The sequence below is a fragment of the Marinobacter sp. B-12 genome, from assembly GCF_056857915.1.
In genome coordinates, this window is the sequence record NZ_JBSXOB010000018.1 from 14141 (window position 1) to 34480 (window position 20340).

16 protein-coding genes are annotated in these 20340 nt (G+C 51.4%); 9 read left to right on the top strand and 7 right to left on the bottom strand.

The annotated features are described in order from the left end of the window. Positions 1–11 precede the first annotated feature (11 nt). The 7 genes from AC13D2_RS01170 to AC13D2_RS01200 all read right to left on the bottom strand — a co-directional run bounded on the left by AC13D2_RS01170 (position 12) and on the right by AC13D2_RS01200 (position 10144). Positions 12–1385 (bottom strand): restriction endonuclease subunit S, encoded by a 1374-nt coding sequence (locus tag AC13D2_RS01170; RefSeq protein WP_482938096.1) that lies wholly within the window; start codon positions 1383–1385, stop codon positions 12–14. Next, positions 1382–3367: a type I restriction-modification system subunit M gene (locus AC13D2_RS01175; protein ID WP_482938097.1), complete on the bottom strand. Its 1986-nt coding sequence runs from the start codon at positions 3365–3367 to the stop codon at positions 1382–1384. Before AC13D2_RS01175 ends, AC13D2_RS01170 begins: the two co-directional genes overlap by 4 nt. A 42-nt stretch (positions 3368–3409) precedes the next feature. Next, on the bottom strand, positions 3410–3973 hold the full coding sequence (locus AC13D2_RS01180; RefSeq protein ID WP_482938098.1) for a recombinase family protein: 564 nt from the start codon (positions 3971–3973) through the stop codon (positions 3410–3412). Positions 3974–4512: 539 nt separating this feature from the next. Further along, a complete protein-coding gene (locus tag AC13D2_RS01185; protein ID WP_083231811.1) occupies positions 4513–5289 on the bottom strand; it encodes a LuxR C-terminal-related transcriptional regulator in 777 nt (258 codons plus the stop codon). A gap of 251 nt (positions 5290–5540) precedes the next feature. After that, positions 5541–7055 (bottom strand): aldehyde dehydrogenase family protein, encoded by a 1515-nt coding sequence (locus AC13D2_RS01190; protein ID WP_069183782.1) that lies wholly within the window; start codon positions 7053–7055, stop codon positions 5541–5543. 14 nt (positions 7056–7069) lie between these two features. Continuing rightward, the gene (locus AC13D2_RS01195) at positions 7070–9181 is read right to left on the bottom strand and encodes a PQQ-dependent dehydrogenase, methanol/ethanol family (protein WP_449287807.1); all 2112 of its coding nucleotides are present in this window, start codon (positions 9179–9181) and stop codon (positions 7070–7072) included. 39 nt (positions 9182–9220) lie between these two features. Further along, complete coding sequence (locus AC13D2_RS01200) at positions 9221–10144, bottom strand: transporter (RefSeq protein WP_449287806.1); 924 nt, start codon at positions 10142–10144, stop codon at positions 9221–9223. 209 nt (positions 10145–10353) lie between these two features. Here AC13D2_RS01200 and AC13D2_RS01205 point away from each other — a divergent pair, with 209 nt between their 5' ends. The 9 genes from AC13D2_RS01205 (at position 10354) to AC13D2_RS01245 (ending at position 20274) form a co-directional block, all read left to right on the top strand. Further along, on the top strand, positions 10354–12270 hold the full coding sequence (locus tag AC13D2_RS01205) for a sigma-54-dependent Fis family transcriptional regulator (RefSeq protein ID WP_449287805.1): 1917 nt from the start codon (positions 10354–10356) through the stop codon (positions 12268–12270). 211 nt (positions 12271–12481) lie between these two features. Then, positions 12482–13096 carry a tyrosine-type recombinase/integrase gene (locus AC13D2_RS01210; RefSeq protein ID WP_138437831.1) on the top strand — a complete coding sequence of 205 codons (615 nt, stop codon included), beginning with the start codon at positions 12482–12484 and terminating at the stop codon, positions 13094–13096. 575 nt (positions 13097–13671) lie between these two features. After that, entirely contained in the window at positions 13672–14706 is a 1035-nt protein-coding gene (locus AC13D2_RS01215) for a hypothetical protein (RefSeq protein WP_482938099.1), read from the top strand. Positions 14707–14766: 60 nt separating this feature from the next. Next, positions 14767–15657, top strand: a complete 891-nt coding sequence (locus tag AC13D2_RS01220; protein ID WP_482938100.1) for an LAPAL motif-containing putative phage structural protein — start codon at positions 14767–14769, stop codon at positions 15655–15657. Between the two features lie 67 nt (positions 15658–15724). Next, positions 15725–16216 carry a type II toxin-antitoxin system VapC family toxin gene (locus tag AC13D2_RS01225; RefSeq protein WP_482938101.1) on the top strand — a complete coding sequence of 164 codons (492 nt, stop codon included), beginning with the start codon at positions 15725–15727 and terminating at the stop codon, positions 16214–16216. A 177-nt stretch (positions 16217–16393) separates the two neighbouring features. After that, positions 16394–16768, top strand: a complete 375-nt coding sequence (gene tnpA, locus AC13D2_RS01230; protein WP_482938102.1) for an IS66-like element accessory protein TnpA — start codon at positions 16394–16396, stop codon at positions 16766–16768. Further along, positions 16765–17100 carry an IS66 family insertion sequence element accessory protein TnpB gene (tnpB, locus tag AC13D2_RS01235; protein ID WP_482938103.1) on the top strand — a complete coding sequence of 112 codons (336 nt, stop codon included), beginning with the start codon at positions 16765–16767 and terminating at the stop codon, positions 17098–17100. The genes tnpA and tnpB overlap by 4 nt, the downstream gene beginning before the upstream one ends. Positions 17101–17175: 75 nt before the next feature. Then, the gene (tnpC, locus tag AC13D2_RS01240) at positions 17176–18720 is read left to right on the top strand and encodes an IS66 family transposase (RefSeq protein WP_482938104.1); all 1545 of its coding nucleotides are present in this window, start codon (positions 17176–17178) and stop codon (positions 18718–18720) included. Beyond that, positions 18671–20274 (top strand): IS3 family transposase gene (locus tag AC13D2_RS01245; protein WP_482938105.1). Its coding sequence is split into 2 segments (ribosomal slippage): positions 18671–19202 and positions 19202–20274, totalling 1605 coding nucleotides; the frame shifts between segments, so codons are not numbered across the junction. The genes tnpC and AC13D2_RS01245 overlap by 50 nt, the downstream gene beginning before the upstream one ends. The last annotated feature ends 66 nt before the right edge of the window (positions 20275–20340 follow it).

The following is a 20340-nucleotide window of genomic DNA, read 5'->3' on the forward strand; positions in this document are numbered from 1 at the left end:
AATGACTTCGGTCATGCCGTAGCCTCCATGCCTACCGTCCGCACCTCCTCATCAAAGGCGCTTTTATCGGTCGGTGGTTGCCAGTTGCGGACATCGATTTTTCCGGTTACCGCTGCGGAGATCAGTGCTGAACGGCGTTCTTTGAGAAGAAGAATCGTTTTCTCTGCAGCATCTAATCCGGCTCGGAGGGTTTCCTTTTTACGAAACGCCCACGCCACCAGTTGTTTTTGCTCTTCTATCGGCGGAAATGCTGCTGTAAGAGAACGCACGTCGTCCATGCCGATGGTCTTTATAGTCGCACCGAAGGTATAACGCTCAAACTCACGTTCCATTGCGTAGAAGATGAGGAGCAAGTACTCGGGAACCAGCTTCTCTTCTGCGCACAACCATGCGATCAAATGCTGAGACACGGCCATAGGTTTAGTCGTGATGGCACTAAGTCCTATTGACGCGTCCCGAGTAAAGACGACAGCTTCTTCGGGCAGTAGGCGAGCAGAAGAATTCGCAATACCTAGATCATTAACTTTGGTAGAGGTATCCGCAATGTAATCAGCTTTTTTAAGCTGCTTTGAGTCATTCAGGGATACCCAGGGGATATCACAGTCGACCCAGTATTCTTCTTTTTTCTTGTCTGGTGTATGGCCGCTCTCAATCCTGGCGAAGTTCTTAATTCGCGCAACGATCCAATGCTCTGGTACCTCACCAAGCCACTCAACCCCAGACTCCTTCATCAGCACATCAGGATCGAGCCCCTTGGTCACCGCATGGGAAATCACCGCCTGGCGCTTTTCCTGAAGCAATTCTATCAGGCGCTCCTGCTCGCGGATCAGGGCGTCGATTTTGGCGGTTTCATGGTCTAGGAAGCGGGCGATTTGGGTTTGCTCTTCAACCGGGGGACAGTAAAACCTCGCGCTTCCGATAAGCTCTTGGTTCAGCAGCTTTGCTCCATAGATATTTTCTCGCCCGTAATGAGGAATTATCTCAGGTGCAGCGTACTTCCAGAATTCCAGAGAGATCCCGCTCGTTGGCCGAAAAGCCGCTATCGCTTCATTCGTATAGGAATCTATTTTGAGAAAAGCGACTTTTCCAACAGACAGCTTGAAAGAGAACAACATACTGCCCGCAGGTACAATTTCCGCCTTCTTAGCGTCGATTGCCGCATCAGTAATTTTTGACTGAGTATCTTCAATGTGCCCCCGAGTCATATCTGCAATGGTTACCCACGGATGTTCTCCATCATAAAATTCATCTTTTCCTGAAGGAGGTGTCCATCCAACGACGTAAGGAAGATCCCAAGCTATTTTCTTGTGTTCCCAATGATCTGGAACTTCGTCTAACCATTCGAGATTAGATTTTCTGTAAGAGTCGTAAGCCTTTAGACTCATGCCGACAACTCCTCGATCATCTGCTTGATCCGGTCGGTGCATTGCTTCAGGTCGGCGTCGATTTCATGCAGTGGACGTGGTGGCGCAAACTCATAAAAGTGTCGGTTAAACGGGATCTCGAAACCAACAATGCCCACTTCCCCGTCTTTCTCGTCCCGCTTGGATTCGTCGATCCAGGCATCCGGTACGTGTGATTTTACTTCCCGCTCAAAGTAGTAATACACGGACTCTGCTAGGGGCACGTTCTCAGAGTCCCGCAGGCCAGTGTCGGCCTCTGGATTGCCCTTGCTGTCTGTGCAGATATCCGCTTCTGGATCGCGCTCACTCAGGGCATTGAGCAGGGCTTTCAGTTGAGGTGCACTTAGATACACCTGATGGTCGGTGAGAGAGTCTTTCAGGGCTTTCTGGAACTGCTTTCGATTCCGATAAACAGTCTCGGCATCCAGGGCACAACAAGCTGCGAGGATCTTGTCTTGATCCTCCTGATCCATTTTCTGGATGGCTTTTTCGTCCGCAATCCGCTCAATGCGGTCTTTTGAGGTTTGGAAGTTCAGCTTCAGCGGACGCTCAACGGTGATGCGTCGGTAACCGAAAGCTTCGATGGGGAAGATTTTACTCTTCTTGGTTTCTTGGAAATCCCCATACATCCGCACGATCGCGTCCTGGTCCGACTCGCTGACAAACTGGCGCTTACTGCCAAGGGACTTACGCATCTTGGTCGCCCGGTCGGTGGCATCGATAAACTGGACCTTGCCTTTGCGTTCAGCGGGCTTATTGTTGGAAAGCACCCAAACATAGGTGGAGATACCGGTGTTGTAGAACATATCCGTGGGCAGGGCCACGATGGCTTCGACCATATCGTTCTGCAGCAGATAGCGCCGGATTTCGGATTCGCCACTGCCGGCACCGCCCGTAAATAGCGGGCTACCATTGAGAATGATGCCGATCCGAGAGCCACCTTCACGGGCATCCCGCATCTTGCTGACCAGATGCATCAGGAACAGCAGGGAGCCATCGGACACACGGGGAAGCCCAGGCCCAAAGCGGCCATCGAAACCACGATGTTTGTGCTCATCAGTGACCTGCTTCTGAACCTTTTTCCAGTCCACACCAAACGGCGGGTTACTGAGCATCAGGTCAAACTTATTGGCAGCCAACTGATCATCCGACAGCGTGTTGCCTAGCTTGATGTTGCTGACTTCCTGCCCTTTGATCAGCATGTCGGCCTTACAGATGGCGTAGGACTCCGGGTTCAATTCCTGACCGTGAAGCGAGACCGTGACACTCTCGCTGATCTGTTGAATGTACTCATCGCCTTCGGACAAAAACCCGCCCGTTCCAGCTGTAGGGTCGTAGATGGTCACAATGCTGTTGGGCGTTAGCCGACTCTCCTGTCCGGTCAGGACAAGGGAGGTGGTCAGATGCACAATGTCACGGGGCGTGAAGTGTTCCCCGGCCGTTTCGTTGGAGCTCTCCGCGAACTTCCGGATCAACTCCTCAAAGATGATCCCCATACCGAAGTTGCTTATGGTTGCGGGACTCAGGTCAATGCTGGCAAACCGCTGCACCACCTGGTAGAGCATATTGTTGGCGCTTAGCTGTTGTACGAAGTCTTCGAAATGGAAGTGCTCGAAAATCTCCCGGGCATCTTGGCTGAACGACTGAACATAGCTCATCAGGTCATCTGCCGTCTGATTGTCAGAAAGGGTTGCCAGACTCAGAGGCGAGGCATTAAAGAACTTTTGGTCAGCCGCCCTGAGCAACAGCTTTTCTCGAACGGCATCAGGTTTGGTTTGGTGCTCCTGAGCTGCTGCAAGAACCTTAGCTTTGGTTGGCTCGAGCACACATTCCAAGCGGCGCAACAGGGTAAACGGCAAGATCACACGCCCGTATTGGCTTTGCTTAAAATCGCCTCGCAGGAGATCTGCAACCGACCAGATAAAAGCAGCGGTTTGGGAGTGATTGGTCTTATCGTCAGTCATCCGTTGAGCTCCATTACAGCATGTTGTCAGGCAGCCTCTAACTCAGGCTGCCAGCCCTATTCTTTTCAATGATGCGTTCAATGTTGTTCGAGTCACGCCAAAGTGAGCCGCAACTTCTGTTTTCGTGATTTGAGGATCTGATAACATGGCAGCCGCTTTGCGGATGTCAGAGTCGGACATTGCGGGTTTTCGGCCTCCTTTCCGCCCTCTTGCTCTGGCCGCCTGGAGTCCTGCCTTCGTTCGTTCCCGAATTAGGTCATGTTCGAACTCAGCCAAAGCACCAAAGATGTGGAACACCAAACGGCCACCGGAGCTGGTGGTGTCGATCGATTCTGTTAATGATTTAAAGCCAACCTCTCGCTCATTTAGATCCTGAACAATTTCTACTAAGTCCTTCAGTGAGCGGGCTAATCGATCCAGCTTCCAAACAATCAGAATATCGCCCTTCCGAAGCATACGGAGGCACTGCGACAGTTCAGGTCGCTCCCGAAGTGTACCTGTAAACTTTTCTTGGAAGATCTGTTCGCACCCGGCTTTTTCCAGAGCATCCACTTGGAATTGGGGATTCTGATCCTGTGTACTGACACGCGCATAACCTATGACCATCAAACGCACCTTTTCTAATCATAGTTTTTTGTACGTGATTTTTGGACATAAAACAATGAGAAATTGGTGGTTTTTAGTCAGTAGGCTGATCGTCTAGAAAACGACCGTTTTCGGACAAAAGCATAGCTCAGCAAAGGATTTGACCTTCGACAAGGATGCAGGGGAGACTGAAACACGCCAGTGACCACGAAACAACAGACGTCCAAGCCGGGTTTTAAACAAAAGCGGACATTCAGAAACGACCGAATTGAACAATAAAGCGGACCTTTTCTTCGGCCGCGTGACCTGGTTGCCTTCCCCCCCACGAGTCACCGAAAGACCCTCCGACATTGGAATGTTTGGCAAAACACAACCGTGCGGAGAACCCTAATCCGCGGTGCAACTAAAACAGGGATGTTTACATAAGCTCCGAATGTTCCTGACATTCGTTCCGAAAACTGTCAGTTGGAACTCTCTCAGCACCCACCGGCTGATTTGATTTTTCAGTCAGTTTTCGACTCCGGCCCCGTTTTAGGTTTGCCCTGAAGCGAAACACCCGGCTATTTGCGCATTCGGGAAACTAGGTCGAGACAACTCGCTGCAAGGATCGCCTGCGCGCGGTTCTGAACATTTAGCTTACGTAAAACAGCCGAAACATGAGCCTTCACGGTCGTTTCGGCCAGGTGTAAGTTGTACGCAATCTGTTTGTTGGACTCTCCAAGTGTTATTCTCTCTAAAACTATCAACTGGCGCTTTGTTAAAGATTGAAACTGGCTGCGATCTATCTCTGCTTCTGATCCGGCCCGGCCAGCAGCAAGACCATTACCACTTTCGAATTCGTCAGAGCCTGCACAAATGCAAATCTTGCCATCCAAAACCTGTCGAATAGCGTCGACAATTTCATTTTTTGATGCATTTTTCGCTACGACTCCCATGGCCCCCCGGCCAATCGCCTGAGAAGTGATATACCTATTTACTCTAACCGACATAACTATGATGGGTAGCGAAGGTGCGATCTCATTTAAGCTAGCGAGACCGCCAAGCCCCTGCATTTCCGGCATGTCGAGATCGAAGAAGATGAGACCAAGGCTGCCATGCTCACTCACGATTTCCATGGCATCTTTCAAGCTGGATACCTCGAAGACATGTTCACAAAGATGATTTACTAAAATAATGTCGCGTATGGCGTCGCGAAAAAGCGGCTGATGATCAGCAATCATGACCTTGGGCAATCGCGCCATTTCAACTTCGTCCTGCCCAATGTCAGGAACTGGAAGCGAGTGCAGCGTAGCTTGGCTCTTTGCCAAGCTTCTGAAGTTATTGGCTTCTTTTAGCATTTGTTATTCCTCGCCAAACTGTACATACATTGACCGGTGCTCCGCCCGCACTCCTCGCCGCATGGATTGACTATTTCGAGCGGCATCGCGCAAGGAGCCTTAAAGCAGACCTGCGTCATTCTCTTCATCCCCATATCGGTGAAGCTTTGTGGCTCACCTGTGAGGAAGGTGTTATTCGACTCTCGGAAATTGAATGGTTGACCTATCTAGGCTAAACCCCTGCTTCTCAGAGCTGGGGTTTAGCATTCGTCCTAGAGGGCAATGACAACCGACTTTGTTTCAAGATATGAATCGAGTGACTGTTTACCCATATCACGTCCAACCCCGGAGAGTTTATAGCCCCCGAATGGGATGTTTGCATCAAGCATGTTGTGCCCGTTTACCCACACAGTGCCTGCCTTTAATTTCGGGATTAAGCGTTGCACTTGAGAAAGATTGTTTGACCAGATACTCGCTGCCAGGCCATAGCGACTATCATTGGCCCGGTCTACGACATCCTCGATATCATCAAACGGGATGACCACCAGAACGGGACCAAAGATCTCGTCTTTGGCTATGACCATAGAGTCGTCTTCGGTCGCAAATATGGTGGGCTTGACGTAATAACCTTTGCGGTCAGCACGTTCGCCACCGGTAACCAGGCGGGCACCTTCCTGGCGGCCCGTCTCAATGTAGCGACAGACCCGGTCTAGCTGAACCCTGGACACGAGTGGTCCCATTTGCGCAGCTGGATCCAGGCCAGGCCCCAGGGGGATTGCCTCTGCTAACTCGGCGAGCCGATCCAGGACCTTGTCAGAAATGCTTCGGTGAACGTAAAGTCGCGAGCCTGCACTGCAGGTTTGTCCATGGTTGAAAAAGATTGCTGCCGCTGCCCCTTGCGCAGCCTTCTCCGGATCACAGTCAGCCAGGACAATCATTGGAGACTTGCCCCCCAGCTCTAAGGTAACTCGCGCCATATTATCCATCGCAGCACGGCCTATGATCTGACCCACCTCAGTGGATCCCGTAAAACTAATCTTGTTGATGTCAGGATGAGTTATCAGTGCCGACCCAGTGCTCTGGCCCTCGCCAGTAATGATATTGACAACCCCGTCAGGAAAATTTGCCTCTCCGATCAGCTCGCCCAGATAGAGGGCAGAAAGGGAAGTTTGTTCCGCAGGCTTCAACACAACCGTGCAACCCGCTGCAAGTGCCGGAGCCAGCTTCCAGCAGGCCATCAGAAAAGGAAAGTTCCACGGTATGATTGCGGCAACAACACCGACGGGTTCGCGTCGGGTATATGCAGAAAAGTCAGAGTCAGCCGGGGCAAAGGGCATGGACACATCAAGAGTCGAGCCCTCAATTTTTGTTGCCCACCCGGCCATGTAGCGAAAGAATTCCAGACCCAGGCTTATGTCAACAGCTTCGGCAATAGCAGCAGACTTGCCGTTGTCGATAGCTTCCAGCTCAGCAATGATTCTGGCATCTCGCTCAATCAGATCTGCAAGTTTGAGAAGCATGTTCTGACGGGCGGAGGGTCTCATTCGGCCCCAGTCATCACCATTGAACGCACTTTTTGCACAGCTAACGGCTTTGTTAACGTCATCAGGATGTGCAAGGGGTATGCTTCCTATAACCGTTTCTTCAGCTGGGTTTTCTACCTCTATACGTTTGTTTTCCAGAGCATCAACCCATTGTCCGCCTATCAGCATACGGTGATTTTGACGAGCCAGGAACGCCCGGGTTTTATTCTCTAAATCATGTGGATGTTTTGTGAACGTATTCATTGGTTTCCCTCAAATCACTGACTTTTCGGACGGATAGCATCTGCAGTACCCTGAATAAACGCTTTTATTTTCTCGACATCTATCTCATTCAGCGTTTCGGTAAAATCAGGCATGCCACGGGAAACGAATGGACCGTGAAACAGGAAGGCGTCCAGGTTTTCAATAACTGATTTCTTTGAGTAGCCCAGGTTTGGAATATTACCGCCCTTGTCTACACCAGGAACACCATGACAGAACACGCAATTACTGACGTAGAGAGCCGTGCCTTCTCCAATAAAGTCGGGATTATAGTCAACGCCGGAAACCAGTGAGTTCAGCTGATACTTGGTGAACTCAGGCATCTCGGCATCACCGTTCAGGACAAACGTATAAACAGTACCGGCGGTCTTGAGGTCGGAGGCTCTCTGGGATTGTCCAAAAACTCCGCCCCAGCCCGCGGCAATAGAAACATACTGAGTGCCGTCTATTTCATAAGTGATGGGCGCTGCAATGACGCCGGTACCCATTGGGGATTCCCATAGGGGGTCACCCGTTCGCGCGTTGAATGCCATAAAGCGAGCGTCTGCGGTTCCCTGAAATACCAGATTACCGGCCGTTGTCAGGGTTCCGCCGTTCCAGGGAGAGACATGTTCGTAACGCCATGCTTCCTGCTGCGTAACGGGATCCCAGGCTGTAAGTCGTCCGAACGGCTTGCTTGATGGTGCCGCCACGTTGAATTTGAAAGCGGTGTTCCAGCCTACGCCACTCATGGGTTGTCCTGGCTCATTGCTTTCTATGCTTTCCCAGGACGGGTCCTCAACCATTGTGATAGGGATGTGCTGAGTGGGGAAGTAAGCCAGGCCGGTTTGGTGGTTAAAAGACATTGAGTGCCAATTATGTCCCCCGAAAGGCCCCGGGATAATATCGAAGGGTTCGTCCATGGATCGTGCTTCAGGAACTTCTATTGGACGACCGTTGCTGTCGTATCCCGTGGCCCAGTTAACATCGACATAATTATCGGCCGATATGAATTCACCGTTTGTCCGGTCGAGAACAAAGAAGAAGCCGTTTTTGGGAGCTTGCATGATAACTTTGCGACGCTCTCCATCAATCATGAGCTCGCTGAGAATCAGGTCTTGCGTCGACGTGTAGTCCCAGTTATCCCCGGGCGTGGCTTGGTAATGCCACACGTACTCACCAGTGTCTGCATTGAGAGCAACGATTGAGGATAGATAGAGGTTATCCCCACCATTCGGGCTACGCTTCTTGTGTGACCATGGAGAGCCGTTGCCTGTGCCGATATACAAGAGATTCAGGTCCGGATCAAAAACGATGGAGTCCCATACAGTGCCACCTCCACCGGCCTCCCAGTATTTACCACTTGGGTCCCAGGTTTTTGCAGCCCGAGCCATGGCTTCGTTTTCAAACGGTTCGTTCGGATTTCCCGGCACGGTATACCAACGCCATTTCTGCGCCCCGGTTTTGGCGTCGTAAGCTGTGATGTAGCCCCTGACTCCAAATTCGGCCCCACCATTGCCTATGATCACGTTGCCGTTAACAACCCGAGGTGCACCGGTAATCGTGTAGCTCATGTCGTTGTCGGGCAGAGTATTCATTTCCCAGACTTTTTCGCCGGTTTTTGCATCAAGGGCGATCAATCGACCATCATAGGATGCAACGTAGACATTTCCGTAGTGCACTGCCACACCGCGGTTTACAACATCACAACAACCCCTTGAGCCTGCCTCACCAGGCACTTCAGGGTCGTAGGTCCAGAGTTTTTTGCCGGTTTTTGCATCAAGTGCATGTACGATGCTCCAAGAGGCAGAGACATACATCACGCCATCCACAACAAGTGGAGTGGCCTCGACTCCTCGGGTAGACCCGAGGTTGTAGGACCATGCAAGCCCGAGGTTTTCGACATTATCGGCCGAAATCTGTGAGAGAGGACTAAAGCGCGTCTCCGCATAATCAAAACCATGGGTTGGCCAGTCCTTGCCCGTTTTGGCATTTTCAATGATATAGCTTTGATTTACCTGATCAGCCGCAATAACAGTGCTGGCTCCGATTACTAAAAATGGAACTAATGCACTACTTGTTACTTTATTTGTGAAACGTTTTCTATAGTGACTATTAGTCAGTTTCATTATTATATCCTTTTGTTGTTATTGCTCTTTTATGGGGTTTTAAAATGCTTTTAGAATACGAAAGTTGAGTCGATGTTGCTCTTTGAATCCATTTTCTACGGACAAATCTCTTCCATAATTTGCGATTAGTTGCAGCCCCGGATTCGCGAACCATGCCGTACCGATTGTCATCTTCGTGGTCGCAAGGTCATTGTCCTGATTAACATCGTTTATCTGTGTTTCACCACCGAACGAATGAGAAATGCCGGTGCGAAGGTCCAATTGCGGCGTTACGTTATAACGCAGGAAGCCCTGGAACTGATACAAGGGGTCCTGTTCCAAAGTGGCCTTGGAGGCACCGAGTTCGTCATTCTTGCCGAAAAAAGTGACGTCACCAACCAGGTCTAATGAGATGTTAGAAGTGAGACCAGTTATGTAACCCGCCTGTAATGTATGTTTCCACCGGTTTTCGCCAAGATTTAATGTGTCATTTCGATCGTAACTCCCTACCGGAACATACAGGAACGGAGTAATGCCGAAATAGGTGTTACTTTCGGGCTCGTTTACCAGCCAAACTGTCGCCGCAAGTATCAGGTCGCCGATGCCACTTGTGTCACCAAGGGAAGAGGTATCGTCTTTTCCTTCCACCTTGCCAAATGGGAGGAGAAATTGAGGGTCTACTGTGTAACCGCCAATTTCAGTGAAATGCACCCCACGCAGGATTCCTACCTGTGAGTCTAATCCAGCATTAATGGGCGCTTTGTCGCCATCCGAATAGAGTGAATCTGCAGTGGCGTATTGATAGTAGACCATTCCAAGATTGGTTCCGGCGGGCAGTGCCGTGTAATCCCCGGCATCAACGTCAATAGCTACTGCATTACCGGAAGTCAGCAACATGGTGGTTAATCCAACAGAAGCGACGCTGAAATTCCCCTTTCTGGAACCGAGAAAACTTTTTTGCTTATAGTTTGATACAGATGACATAGTGCAGCCTCTTATTAGTTTTGTTGGTATTGCACTCGACGTGAAGCAATCAATATGCCAGATCGATTGATCCTTAGGAAATTATTATGAAACAATTGCTTATGCGGCTTTATAGCATCTATGTTTTAGTTTTTGGAAAAAAGTGGATCGTTTCAATACACTAAAATTGGATGGTTGAATAAAAAAAATACAGAGTGGTGGGTGTCCTTATGCATAAAAAGATCGTTGATCCGAACACTCAGGTCCAGCAAGCCCGTGAGTTGTTTGACGAAGGGCGTGTTGTACCGTCCCAGTGGGTGCGGGATGAGGTTTTGCGCTCTTGGTTAAGGTGCAGAAAACATGGCGTGTCCCCCTCTGATCAGTTCTTACTCGAGGCAGCGCAATTCGACCAGTTTTCTCATATCCGCAATCAACATCAGCGTCTCATGACATTTGCCGAGCCTGAAATGCATCGGTTGTTTCGTGCAATCAGTTCTGCAGGTTGGGTTTTGGCCTGTGTGGAAAGAGAAGGCCGCAGCATTAAATATTTCGGCAATGACAGTCCCTGCTACGAATTGCTGGGAGCCGCTTTGAATCCTGGTGTGGACCTTTCAGAGGATATAGCTGGAACCAATGCCCCCGGTTGCGCTTTGATAGAAGGCAGGCCTTCGCTTGTGTGTGGAAGTGAGCATTTCTTGCATTCTTTCCGCGATCTATCCTGCGTGGCAGTGCCCATTTTTGACCCTGCAGGGTCGCTGGTCGGGGCTTTGAATGCTTCAAAACCTTATGATGGCCGACCGGTCGGGATTCTTGAAGCAGTTGCGCTCGCAACTCGGTCTGTTGAGAATCGAATGGTCGACGATTTGCGTGGCGCCTTAGTCCTCGCGCTTCACTATCGTCCGGAGCTTACGCAGTCACCTATGCGTGGTTTGATACATTTCGGCGAGGATGGTGAAGTTTTAGGTGCAAACCCCTCGGCCAGGCAGATGCTGGATATCGATTCTCTCGAGAAGATGCAGAGTCATGTCTGTTTCAAAGACTTGTTTTCATGCCGCGCTGCCGAGATTGAGGGATCACAACAAAGCCCTGTTGAGGTGGAATGTCACAATGGGGCAAGGCTTTTTCTTAAGGTTGAAAGTCTTCGGAAAGGGCTCGTGAGCGTCAAATCGACGCCACCGCAAAGACGGCCGGACATCAGTCAGTCTTTTTATGTGGGCGAGCCAACAAAACCACTTTTTGACAAGGCGCATCGGGCCTTTCAGTTTGGAGTTCCGGTTCTGGTGACTGGGGAAACCGGAACAGGCAAAGAGGTTTTAGCGCGCTCGCTACATGCCAATGGGCCTTCTTCAAAAGGCGCGTTTGTTGCCGTGAACTGCTCGGCTATTCCTGCCGGCCTGATAGAATCAGAGTTGTTTGGCTATGCAGACGGCGCTTTTACTGGTGCCCGACGTGGGGGTGCCAAGGGGAAATTTGAGGAAGCGAACGGCGGTACGCTCTTCCTGGATGAAATAGGCGATATGCCGGTAGAATTTCAAGCACGGTTGTTACGTGTTTTGCAAGAACGCATTGTCACCAGGCTTGGAGAAGAGAAGTCTCGGCCCGTCTCGTTTTCTCTGGTCTGTGCGACACATCGGAACCTTGATGAGCTTATGGAGAGTGGGGACTTTCGGAGCGATCTTTACTACCGAATCAATGGCCTCAGGGTGCAGCTCCCAGCTCTGCGAGAGCGTGAAGACCTTGATGCTTTGATTGATCACTTGCTGGCCCTTATGTCACAGGAAGGATCCCCGCCAATACTGACAGCTGAGGCCCGTAATCTTTTAAGGCACCATTCTTGGAAAGGTAATATCAGGGAGCTCCAACAGGCTCTGAATCTTGGCCAGGCGCTTTCTACTCAGGGGGTTATCGATGTTGAGCACTTACCCGACGACATTAGGAGCCAAACTGGCGCTGCGGAGGTGGACGTTGGCGAGGGCGGCACACTCGCCGCCGCGGAGCGCCAAGCGGTGCGATGTGTGCTCGAGAAACACAATCACAACGTCAGTGCCGCGGCTCGAGAATTAGGAATAACACGAGCCACTCTCTATCGGAAAATTAAACATTTTGGCCTTCGAGGTAATTCGTGGACTAGCCCGAATTTCTCATGAGGGGATAAAACGCGCCGCTCTTTTCAGCGAGTAAGCGCCTGGGCATTACAGTTTGTCAGGTGTATCCGGCTTTTAGTTGTGGGGCATTAGCTTGGCTGTGCCGGTCGTTGTCCGCCCATTCTAAATGTCCGCTTTGCGACCAGGCTGGCCAGCAGGGAACAATTTTCTGAACCATACTTAAAGGCCCTTACCCTCCGAAGAGGGCCACGTCATGACGGTTCCTACCAGCAAAGCTCCCTGGAACAAAGGGAAGCTCGTCGGCCAGAAGCTACCGCTCAAACTCGAACAAATATGGGCTGTCCGTATTCGTCTAGAGATAGCGAAGAACATCCGCGAGCTGGCGATGTTTAACATGGCTATTGACTGCAAACTTCGATCCTGCGATCTGGTAAAGCTTTTGGTTCGAGATATTTCCAGAAACGGTGAGGTTCTGGATCGGGCGCAAGTCATCCAGCAGAAGACTAGTCAGCCTGTTCAGTTTGAGATAACCAAAAAGACTCGCGAATCGGTCGAAGCATGGATCGAGTTGCGCGGACTGTCGGGTATGGATTATTTGTGGCCGAGCCGGATGCGAAAGTATGACCATATCACCACTCATCAATACGCCCGTCTTGTCAAAAAGTGGATTACCAGCATTGGACTTGATCCTTCAGTCTACGCAACCCATTCAATGAGACGTAGCAAAGCGACATTGATCTACAAGAAGACCAAGAATCTTCGAGCCGTCCAGTTGCTGTTGGGACGCACAAATATGTCGAGCACCGTGCGGTACCTTGGTGTCGAGGTCGAGGATGCTCTGGAGATAGCTGAGAGTATTGAGATCTAGCTGCGTAACTTGTTTCCTTGGTCACTGTGGATGCCGCAGACGCTGCCAGCCCCGGTCGATGATCACCCTCGGGTTTCGATCAGGCTTCTCCAGTCGTAAACAAAAGCGAACATTTGCCCCTCACTCGATCCAAGCCCGTTTCCCTGGCTCAAACCTAAGAAATCCATCCTTTCCGGAGCGAAAGAATTGGTCTGAAACTGAGTTTTGTGAGGCCTTTGGGGGTGGAAAATATGTATGTAGAATTGACAGACAGGTAATGAAAATCACCTGAAACCCGGCAAAATGTTTGCGGTTTAATTTGCACAGTGCCGCGCACTTTTCGCGAACCAATCCTGTAGATCGTTGTTGTAGAAAATAACTTTTTCAGCCACTTGGCTTTAACGTGCAGAAAAGCCGCGAGCAAACTTTTGACATTGCACGGGCTCGCGGAATCGCCGAAAGGCAGCTAGTATCCCTCTGAAATGGATTGGAAATTTGCACTTTAATTCAGGTCTAGACTGCAAGAGCCGACTGATTTTAGTCCAAATTCAAACTAATAAGCTTTAAACGATCACAACATAAACTCAGGAGGAGTGATGATAGTAGGAAGTCAAGAGCTCTATGATGAGACGAAGGAATCCTTGAGCAGGATCCAGAAATTTGATGCAGCTCTTTTGCCAAGAGAATCAGAATTAGGAAGTCGACTCAATTTCAGTGACGTTGTTGATCCAGCTCAACAGTTGATTGATCTATATAACCGACTATCCGTCACGGCACTTCAAGACTTTCCAGATAACATCCTAACTCCAATTAGAGATAATGCTAATAGCCATTTTAAGCTTTTTACTCAGATATTGGATTTTGATCCGAGTCAACAAGACCCAAATGGTGTTCGTAACAATTTGATAAAGCAGGTTGAGGGAGCGTATCAGCCAGCTTTCCAGGCATTGCACCCTTATATTTCCTATTCGTTACATCGATCTGCTGATTTCCAACGTCTTGACTCCGATGCAAGATCTACACTGCAATCTATTGAAGACAAAGCAAATAAAATTTCGGAAAACCTTTCTCAGCATGAGGAAAATGCTAAAGCCGCACTAGATGAAATCAGGCGTGTAGCAGCAGAAGAAGGTGTTACGAAGCAAGCAGCGCACTTCAATGCGGAGTACGAGCACCACAAAACAGAAGCGGATAGGTGGCAAGGCTACGCTGTAAAGCTTTCAATTGGGCTTGGCGTTTTTGCGGTTGTCAGCTTATTTATACATAAGATTCCGTTTTTCAATCCTGAAAATACTTACGATGCGATTCAGCTTTCAATAAGCAAGGTTCTAATATTCTCAGTAATTGCATATATGCTATTTCTGTCTTCAAAGAACTTCCTGAACCATAAGCACAATGCCATTGTAAACAAACATAGGCAGAACGCTTTAATGACCCACACTGCGCTGGTTGAAGCATCTGGTGATGAGGGTGTTAGGGATGCTGTCCTCTTGCAGGCTGCAAACTGCATATTCTCACCGCAGTCTACGGGGTATACGCAAACAGGAGAAAGTGAAGCTTCCAATCAGAAGTCCATGATCGAAATATTATCAAGACCGATAGCTCAGGGCGCGAGAGACGTTAACAAGTAAAGGGAGCGGACAGCAAAAGTTGCCGTTGCTTTAAGCGTTATTTGAAAAAAGGGAGGTACCGTGCAGGTACTGGCCGTTAGGGAATTTGAGACGGATTTTGTCATTTACTTTAGTGGTGAGCCGAGAAGAATAAATGCTTACACATTGGCTTCCTCGCTCGTCTCCCTTGCAGATGCGGTAAAAGTAGCAAACTCCCTAGTCAATCCCGGATACGATGTCGAAGTGGTCGTCGAGGCGTTTGGGGAGGGCAGTTTCAAGGCGAAGATTCGTGCCCTATACAACGGCGCGTCCAATCTATTCTCGACAGACAACCTAAAGGCAATAGCTTTCAGCGTCATAGCGACGTATGTGTATGAAAACACTCTTGCTCCCGACAATGATGTGAATGTTACAGTGAACACCGATGAGGTGATTGTGGAGCAGGGAGGTAATAGGTTAGTCGTTCCCAGGGAAGTGCATGAGAGAGTGAAGGAACTAGAAAAATCAGAAAAGTTTACACAAAGCATCGGGAAAACATTTCAAGCTGTCGAGAAAGATAAAAACGTCACAGGGCTGGGTTTTTGTCCAAATTTTGAAGACGATTTCCCCTCCATACTGATACCGCGTGAGCGATTCCATTTGTTGTCTGAGCCACCTCAAATAGAGGACAACCAAAGAACCGTTGTGGAGCCCGCAGATCTACAGATACTGCGAGCAATCCTAGAGCGCGGGAACAGAAAATGGGAGTTCGTCTGGCGGGGCATAAAAATATCGGCCCCGGTCTTGGACGATAAGTTTTATGACGACTTTTTCGCACACAAAATAATGATCGCTCCAGGCGATGCTGTAGCGGTGAAGCTGAAGATCTATCAAACGCGAGACGAAGACACAGGAATATTCACTAATACCCGTTATGAGGTCGTAGAGGTTGTTCGCCATATTCCGAGAATGAAACAGGCGAATTTAGAGTGATTTTCAAAAAACCAGGCACTCCAGTCAACCGCCAATGCGGCGTCTTAGCTTCGGCGTTAGAAATCACATGGAAATGACCTATTTGAGAGCCTGCTGCCTCGATGCGTCTGTGCTAGTGAAGTGGCACATTGATGAAGAAGGCAGTGATGCAGTTCGAGACTTTATCAACAAAGAGGCGACGATCTATACAACGCCATTCTGCTTTTACGAGGCGCTCGGCGTACTAAAGGTAAAGTACTTGTATCGAAAAGAGATGAGTCGGGAGCAATACCTAGATGCCTGTTTTGGCTTAGGTTGTGAGTTTCAGGCCCGGCTGAGTGAAGCAGAGGATATTAATGTCTGCGAACCTCCCTATTTGATGCAAACGATAGAGCTTGCAAGAAAATACGATCTAGACGTTTCTGACGCCTTTCAAATACTTAGCGTAAAGGAAGGATTGTTTGCTGGGGGCATCGAAGGAACGGCAACTGTGTTAGTGACTGCTGATTCGAAGCTGGCCAAGACCGCCCAACTTGAAGGTTTGGGTGTGCTCAATGTGTTGGAATTAGGGAATGAGTAACCAATTTCTAACTAAACGAGTAAGCCAGACGTCCCCCCTATGTGTCAGCGTAGTTGTCGCCTGAATATTTCAGAGGACAACCATGCCCCATTATTGTAAGCGTCCGGTGATCCCATCTTGAGCCTGGCGCAGCCGCCGTCAGGATAGTGTCCACTTATTTTCTAGTGGACACTTAACATGAACGAACTAAGCGTAACCAAGCCCTACCAACGCCGTCGCCGGTTTTCCCGCAAATTCAAAGCCGAGATTGTCGCCCAATGCCAGCAACCTGGTGCCTCCGTTTCCCGGATCTCGCTGGATAACGGCCTCAACGCCAACATGGTCCGGCGCTGGATTAGCGAAGCGCAGCGAGCGAATAAAGCACCAGCAACACCGGGATTTGTTCCGGTTAATATGCCAGCCGCAACCTCAGCACTGAGGAACCAATCGGTCTCGGATAAGCGTAGCACCATCCGCATCGAGATTCCCCGCGCCGGTGGCGCGGTTGTGGTGGAGTGGCCGGCGGAGCAGGCCCATCAGTGTGCCGCGTTACTGCGGAACCTGTTGGGATGATCCGCATCGATGAGATCTGGCTGGCCACTGAGCCGTTGGATATGCGGGCGGGGCCAGACAAGGCCCTGGCCCGAGTTATTCAGGTCTTTGGCTCGGCCAGGCCCCATTGCGCTTACCTGTTCGCCAACAAACGGGGTAACCGGATGAAGGTGCTTATCCACGATGGCCTCGGCATCTGGCTCTGCGCCCGCCGGCTGAACCGGGGCAAGTTCCACTGGGGCGAATCCTGGCGCGGTAACCAGCTGCGCCTGACCGAAGAACAGTTGTCCGCCCTGGTTCAGGGCCTGCCATGGCAACGCCTAGGGGCCGACGGCATCATCTCCATCCTGTAACCACAAGTACCGTGGTATCGCTATAGCCAGAACTGCGAATCGCTTGCAGTACAAGGGCTTGGCATACTATAGGGCATGACTCAGCGCCCCGATATCGACCAACTCTCTGCCGAACAGCTCCGTGCTCTCGCGACGGAACTGTTCGATCGTGTCGAGAACAAGGAACGGGCACTGGTGCACCGTGATGCGGTCATCGAGAAGCTGACCCACGAAGTGGCCATCCTCAAGCGCCACAAGTTCGCACGTCGCAGTGAGCAACTGGACGCCGTTCAGGGAAAACTGCTGGACGAGCTGGTCGACAGTGACCTTGCTGCTATCGAAGCTGAACTGGATCAGGCGATGACCGATGAGCAGAAAGCCGCTCGACCAAAGCAGCAACCCAAGCGTACATCGCTACCGCCAGAACTGCCCCGTACCCTGATCCACCACGAACCTGAAAGCACGCAGTGCCGCTGCGGTTGCCAACTCAAGCGCATTGGCGAGGACATCAGCGAGAAGCTGGATTACGTTCCCGGCGAGTTCACCGTCGAGCGCCACATCCGGGGCAAGTGGACCTGCGACAAATGCGAAACCCTGACCCAGGCACCGGTACCACCGCAAGTGATCGACAAGGGCATCCCGACAGCGGGTCTGCTGGCTCAGGTGCTGGTGGCCAAGTACGCCGACCATCTGCCACTGTATCGCCAGGAACGCATCTTCGGCCGTGCCGGATTAGAAATCCCGCGCTCCACCCTGGCCGAATGGGTGGGTGCCTGCGGTGTGCAGTTGCAGCCCCTGGTGAATGCCCTGAGAAATGCCCTGTTGGAGCACAACGTTCTGCATGCCGATGAAACGCCGGTCAGCATGCTGGCCCCGGGCAAGAAGAAAACCCACAAAGCCTACGTCTGGGCCTACTGCACCACGCCGTTCTCGGACCTCAAAGCCACCGTTTATGACTTCGCTCCCAGCCGAGCAGGCGAACACGCTCGCACCTTCCTGGGTGACTGGCAGGGCAAGCTGGTCTGTGACGATTACGCCGGCTACAAGGCCGGGTTCGGCAACGGCATCACCGAGATCGGTTGCATGGCCCACGCCCGTCGCAAGTTCTACGACCTGCATGAAGCCAACAAAAGCGAACTGGCCGCCAGGGCACTGGAATACATCGGCGGACTCTACGAAATCGAGCGGGACACCAAAGACCTGCCGCCGGACAAACGACTGGAAATCCGGCAAGCCAAAGCCCGACCGATTGCCGATGCACTGCATCAGTGGATGCTGGCGCATCGCCAGAAAGTGCCGGATGGCTCCGGCACGGCCAAAGCACTGGATTACAGCATCAAACGGTGGGCAGCGCTGACGCGCTACCTGGACGATGGCGCTGTGCCCATCGACAATAACTGGGTGGAAAACCAGATCCGGCCCTGGGCGTTGGGCCGCTCCAACTGGCTGTTCGCGGGGTCACTGCGCAGTGGCCAGCGTGCTGCGGCTGTGATGACACTGATCCAGTCCGCGAAGCTGAACGGGCATGATCCGTATGCCTACCTGAAGGATGTGCTGACCCGGTTGCCAACGCAGAAGAACAACGCCATTGATGAGTTATTGCCTCACCATTGGAAGCCGGCTATACCTGACAGGGTGTGATTCCCGGACGCTTACCCATTATTCACCGGAACGTAAAGAAGCCATTCTCCAGAAGATGGCCCCACCTCACAGTCTGACTGTTGCCGAGTTGGCCAGCCAGGAAGGCATCAGTACCGCAACCTTGTACAATTGGCGTAAAGCCGCCAGAGGACGAGGTGCCGTTTTGCCATCGAATTCAGCTCATCCAGACAAGTGGAGTAGCGAAGAGAAGTTCCGCATTGTTCTGGAAACCGCCCCGATGACGGAGGCGGAAGTTAGTGAATATTGCCGTAGGAACGGCCTTTACCCGGAACAAATCGAAACCTGGAAAGCCGCCTGCATGGGAGCCAATGCCCTGTCGGATGAACAGGCCAAGCAGAATCGGCAAGCGGCCAGGGCTGAGAAAAAACGAGTCAAAAAACTCGAAGCCGAGTTGCGACGCAAGGAAAAAGCTCTGGCAGAAACGGCTGCACTGCTGACGCTGTCAAAAAAAGCCGAGGCGATCTGGGGCCCCAAAGACGAGGACGAATGACCAGCCTCCCGGATCGCCAGCAGGCGGTTACCCTGATCCAAGAGGCTCAGGGTAACGGAGCCCGGCTGGTCAAGGCCTGCGCCTTGCTGAACCTGAGTATACGCACTTATCAGCGCTGGACGGCAGATAAGGCCGTCAGCGCCGATCAACGACCGGTGGTGCCCAGACCAGCACCCACCAATAAACTCTCGGAGGCGGAGCGTCAGGCCGTGGTCTCACTGTGCAACCAGAAGGAATATCGAAGCTGTCCGCCGGCCTTCATCGTTGCGGATCAACTGGATCAGGGTCGCTACCTGGCCTCGGAATCCACCTTCTATCGGGTTCTGCGGGAGAAGGATCAAGTACACCCCAGAGGTCGGCAAAAAGCGCCCCAGAGCAAGCGCAGGGCAACTACACACAAGGCCACAGAACCGAACCAGCTGTGGTCGTGGGATATCTCATGGCTGCCGGGGCCAGCAAAAGGCACCTGGTTCTACCTGTATCTGATGCTGGACGTATACAGCCGCAAGATCGTCGGTCACGAGGTCTATCACAGTGAGACCGGCGAGCTTGCCAGCGAGTTCATCGAGAAGGCCTACTGGCGTGAACACCTGGCGACGAAGGACAAGCCTCTAGTGCTGCACTCCGACAATGGCAGCCCCATGAAGGCCTCGACCTTCTTGGAGAAACTGTACGATCTGGGTATTACGCCCTCGAACAGTCGCCCCCGGGTCAGTAACGACAATGCCTACTCGGAGTCGTTGTTCAAAACCCTGAAGTTCCGCCCGGGGTTCCCGGTAAACGGCTTCAGAACGATCGAGGAGGCCCGCAAATGGGTACTGGCGTTCGTGCGCTGGTACAACACCGAGCACCGACACAGCGCCTTGAACTACGTAACACCTCAGCAACGCCATACGGGCGAAGCTGATCAGATCCTGGCCCAGCGAAAACAGATTATCGAAGCGGCGAAAGCCGAGAACCCGCGTCGCTGGTCTGGTGATATCCGAAACTTCAGCTTGCCGGAATCAGTCACTCTGAACCCGGAAAAGGCGGCCAATTGTTAAAGAGCTGATGACTTAAACGCGACATCTACGTTGACAGACTCCGTCCCTGTCGGGCCGCCGCTTCGC

Excerpts from the sequence above, each read along its gene's own strand:
- AC13D2_RS01180 (WP_482938098.1), bottom strand. The coding sequence starts at position 3,973 with ATGGTCATAGGTTATGCGCGTGTCAGTACACAGGATCAGAATCCCCAA.
- tnpC (WP_482938104.1), top strand. The coding sequence starts at position 17,176 with ATGACTCAGCGCCCCGATATCGACCAACTCTCTGCCGAACAGCTCCGT.
- AC13D2_RS01175 (WP_482938097.1), bottom strand. The coding sequence starts at position 3,367 with ATGACTGACGATAAGACCAATCACTCCCAAACCGCTGCTTTTATCTGG.
- AC13D2_RS01185 (WP_083231811.1), bottom strand. The coding sequence starts at position 5,289 with ATGCTAAAAGAAGCCAATAACTTCAGAAGCTTGGCAAAGAGCCAAGCT.
- AC13D2_RS01190 (WP_069183782.1), bottom strand. The coding sequence starts at position 7,055 with ATGAATACGTTCACAAAACATCCACATGATTTAGAGAATAAAACCCGG.
- AC13D2_RS01170 (WP_482938096.1), bottom strand. The coding sequence starts at position 1,385 with ATGAGTCTAAAGGCTTACGACTCTTACAGAAAATCTAATCTCGAATGG.
- tnpA (WP_482938102.1), top strand. The coding sequence starts at position 16,394 with ATGAACGAACTAAGCGTAACCAAGCCCTACCAACGCCGTCGCCGGTTT.
- tnpB (WP_482938103.1), top strand. The coding sequence starts at position 16,765 with ATGATCCGCATCGATGAGATCTGGCTGGCCACTGAGCCGTTGGATATG.
- AC13D2_RS01195 (WP_449287807.1), bottom strand. The coding sequence starts at position 9,181 with ATGAAACTGACTAATAGTCACTATAGAAAACGTTTCACAAATAAAGTA.
- AC13D2_RS01205 (WP_449287805.1), top strand. The coding sequence starts at position 10,354 with ATGCATAAAAAGATCGTTGATCCGAACACTCAGGTCCAGCAAGCCCGT.
- AC13D2_RS01200 (WP_449287806.1), bottom strand. The coding sequence starts at position 10,144 with ATGTCATCTGTATCAAACTATAAGCAAAAAAGTTTTCTCGGTTCCAGA.
- AC13D2_RS01225 (WP_482938101.1), top strand. The coding sequence starts at position 15,725 with ATGGAAATGACCTATTTGAGAGCCTGCTGCCTCGATGCGTCTGTGCTA.
- AC13D2_RS01210 (WP_138437831.1), top strand. The coding sequence starts at position 12,482 with ATGACGGTTCCTACCAGCAAAGCTCCCTGGAACAAAGGGAAGCTCGTC.
- AC13D2_RS01215 (WP_482938099.1), top strand. The coding sequence starts at position 13,672 with ATGATAGTAGGAAGTCAAGAGCTCTATGATGAGACGAAGGAATCCTTG.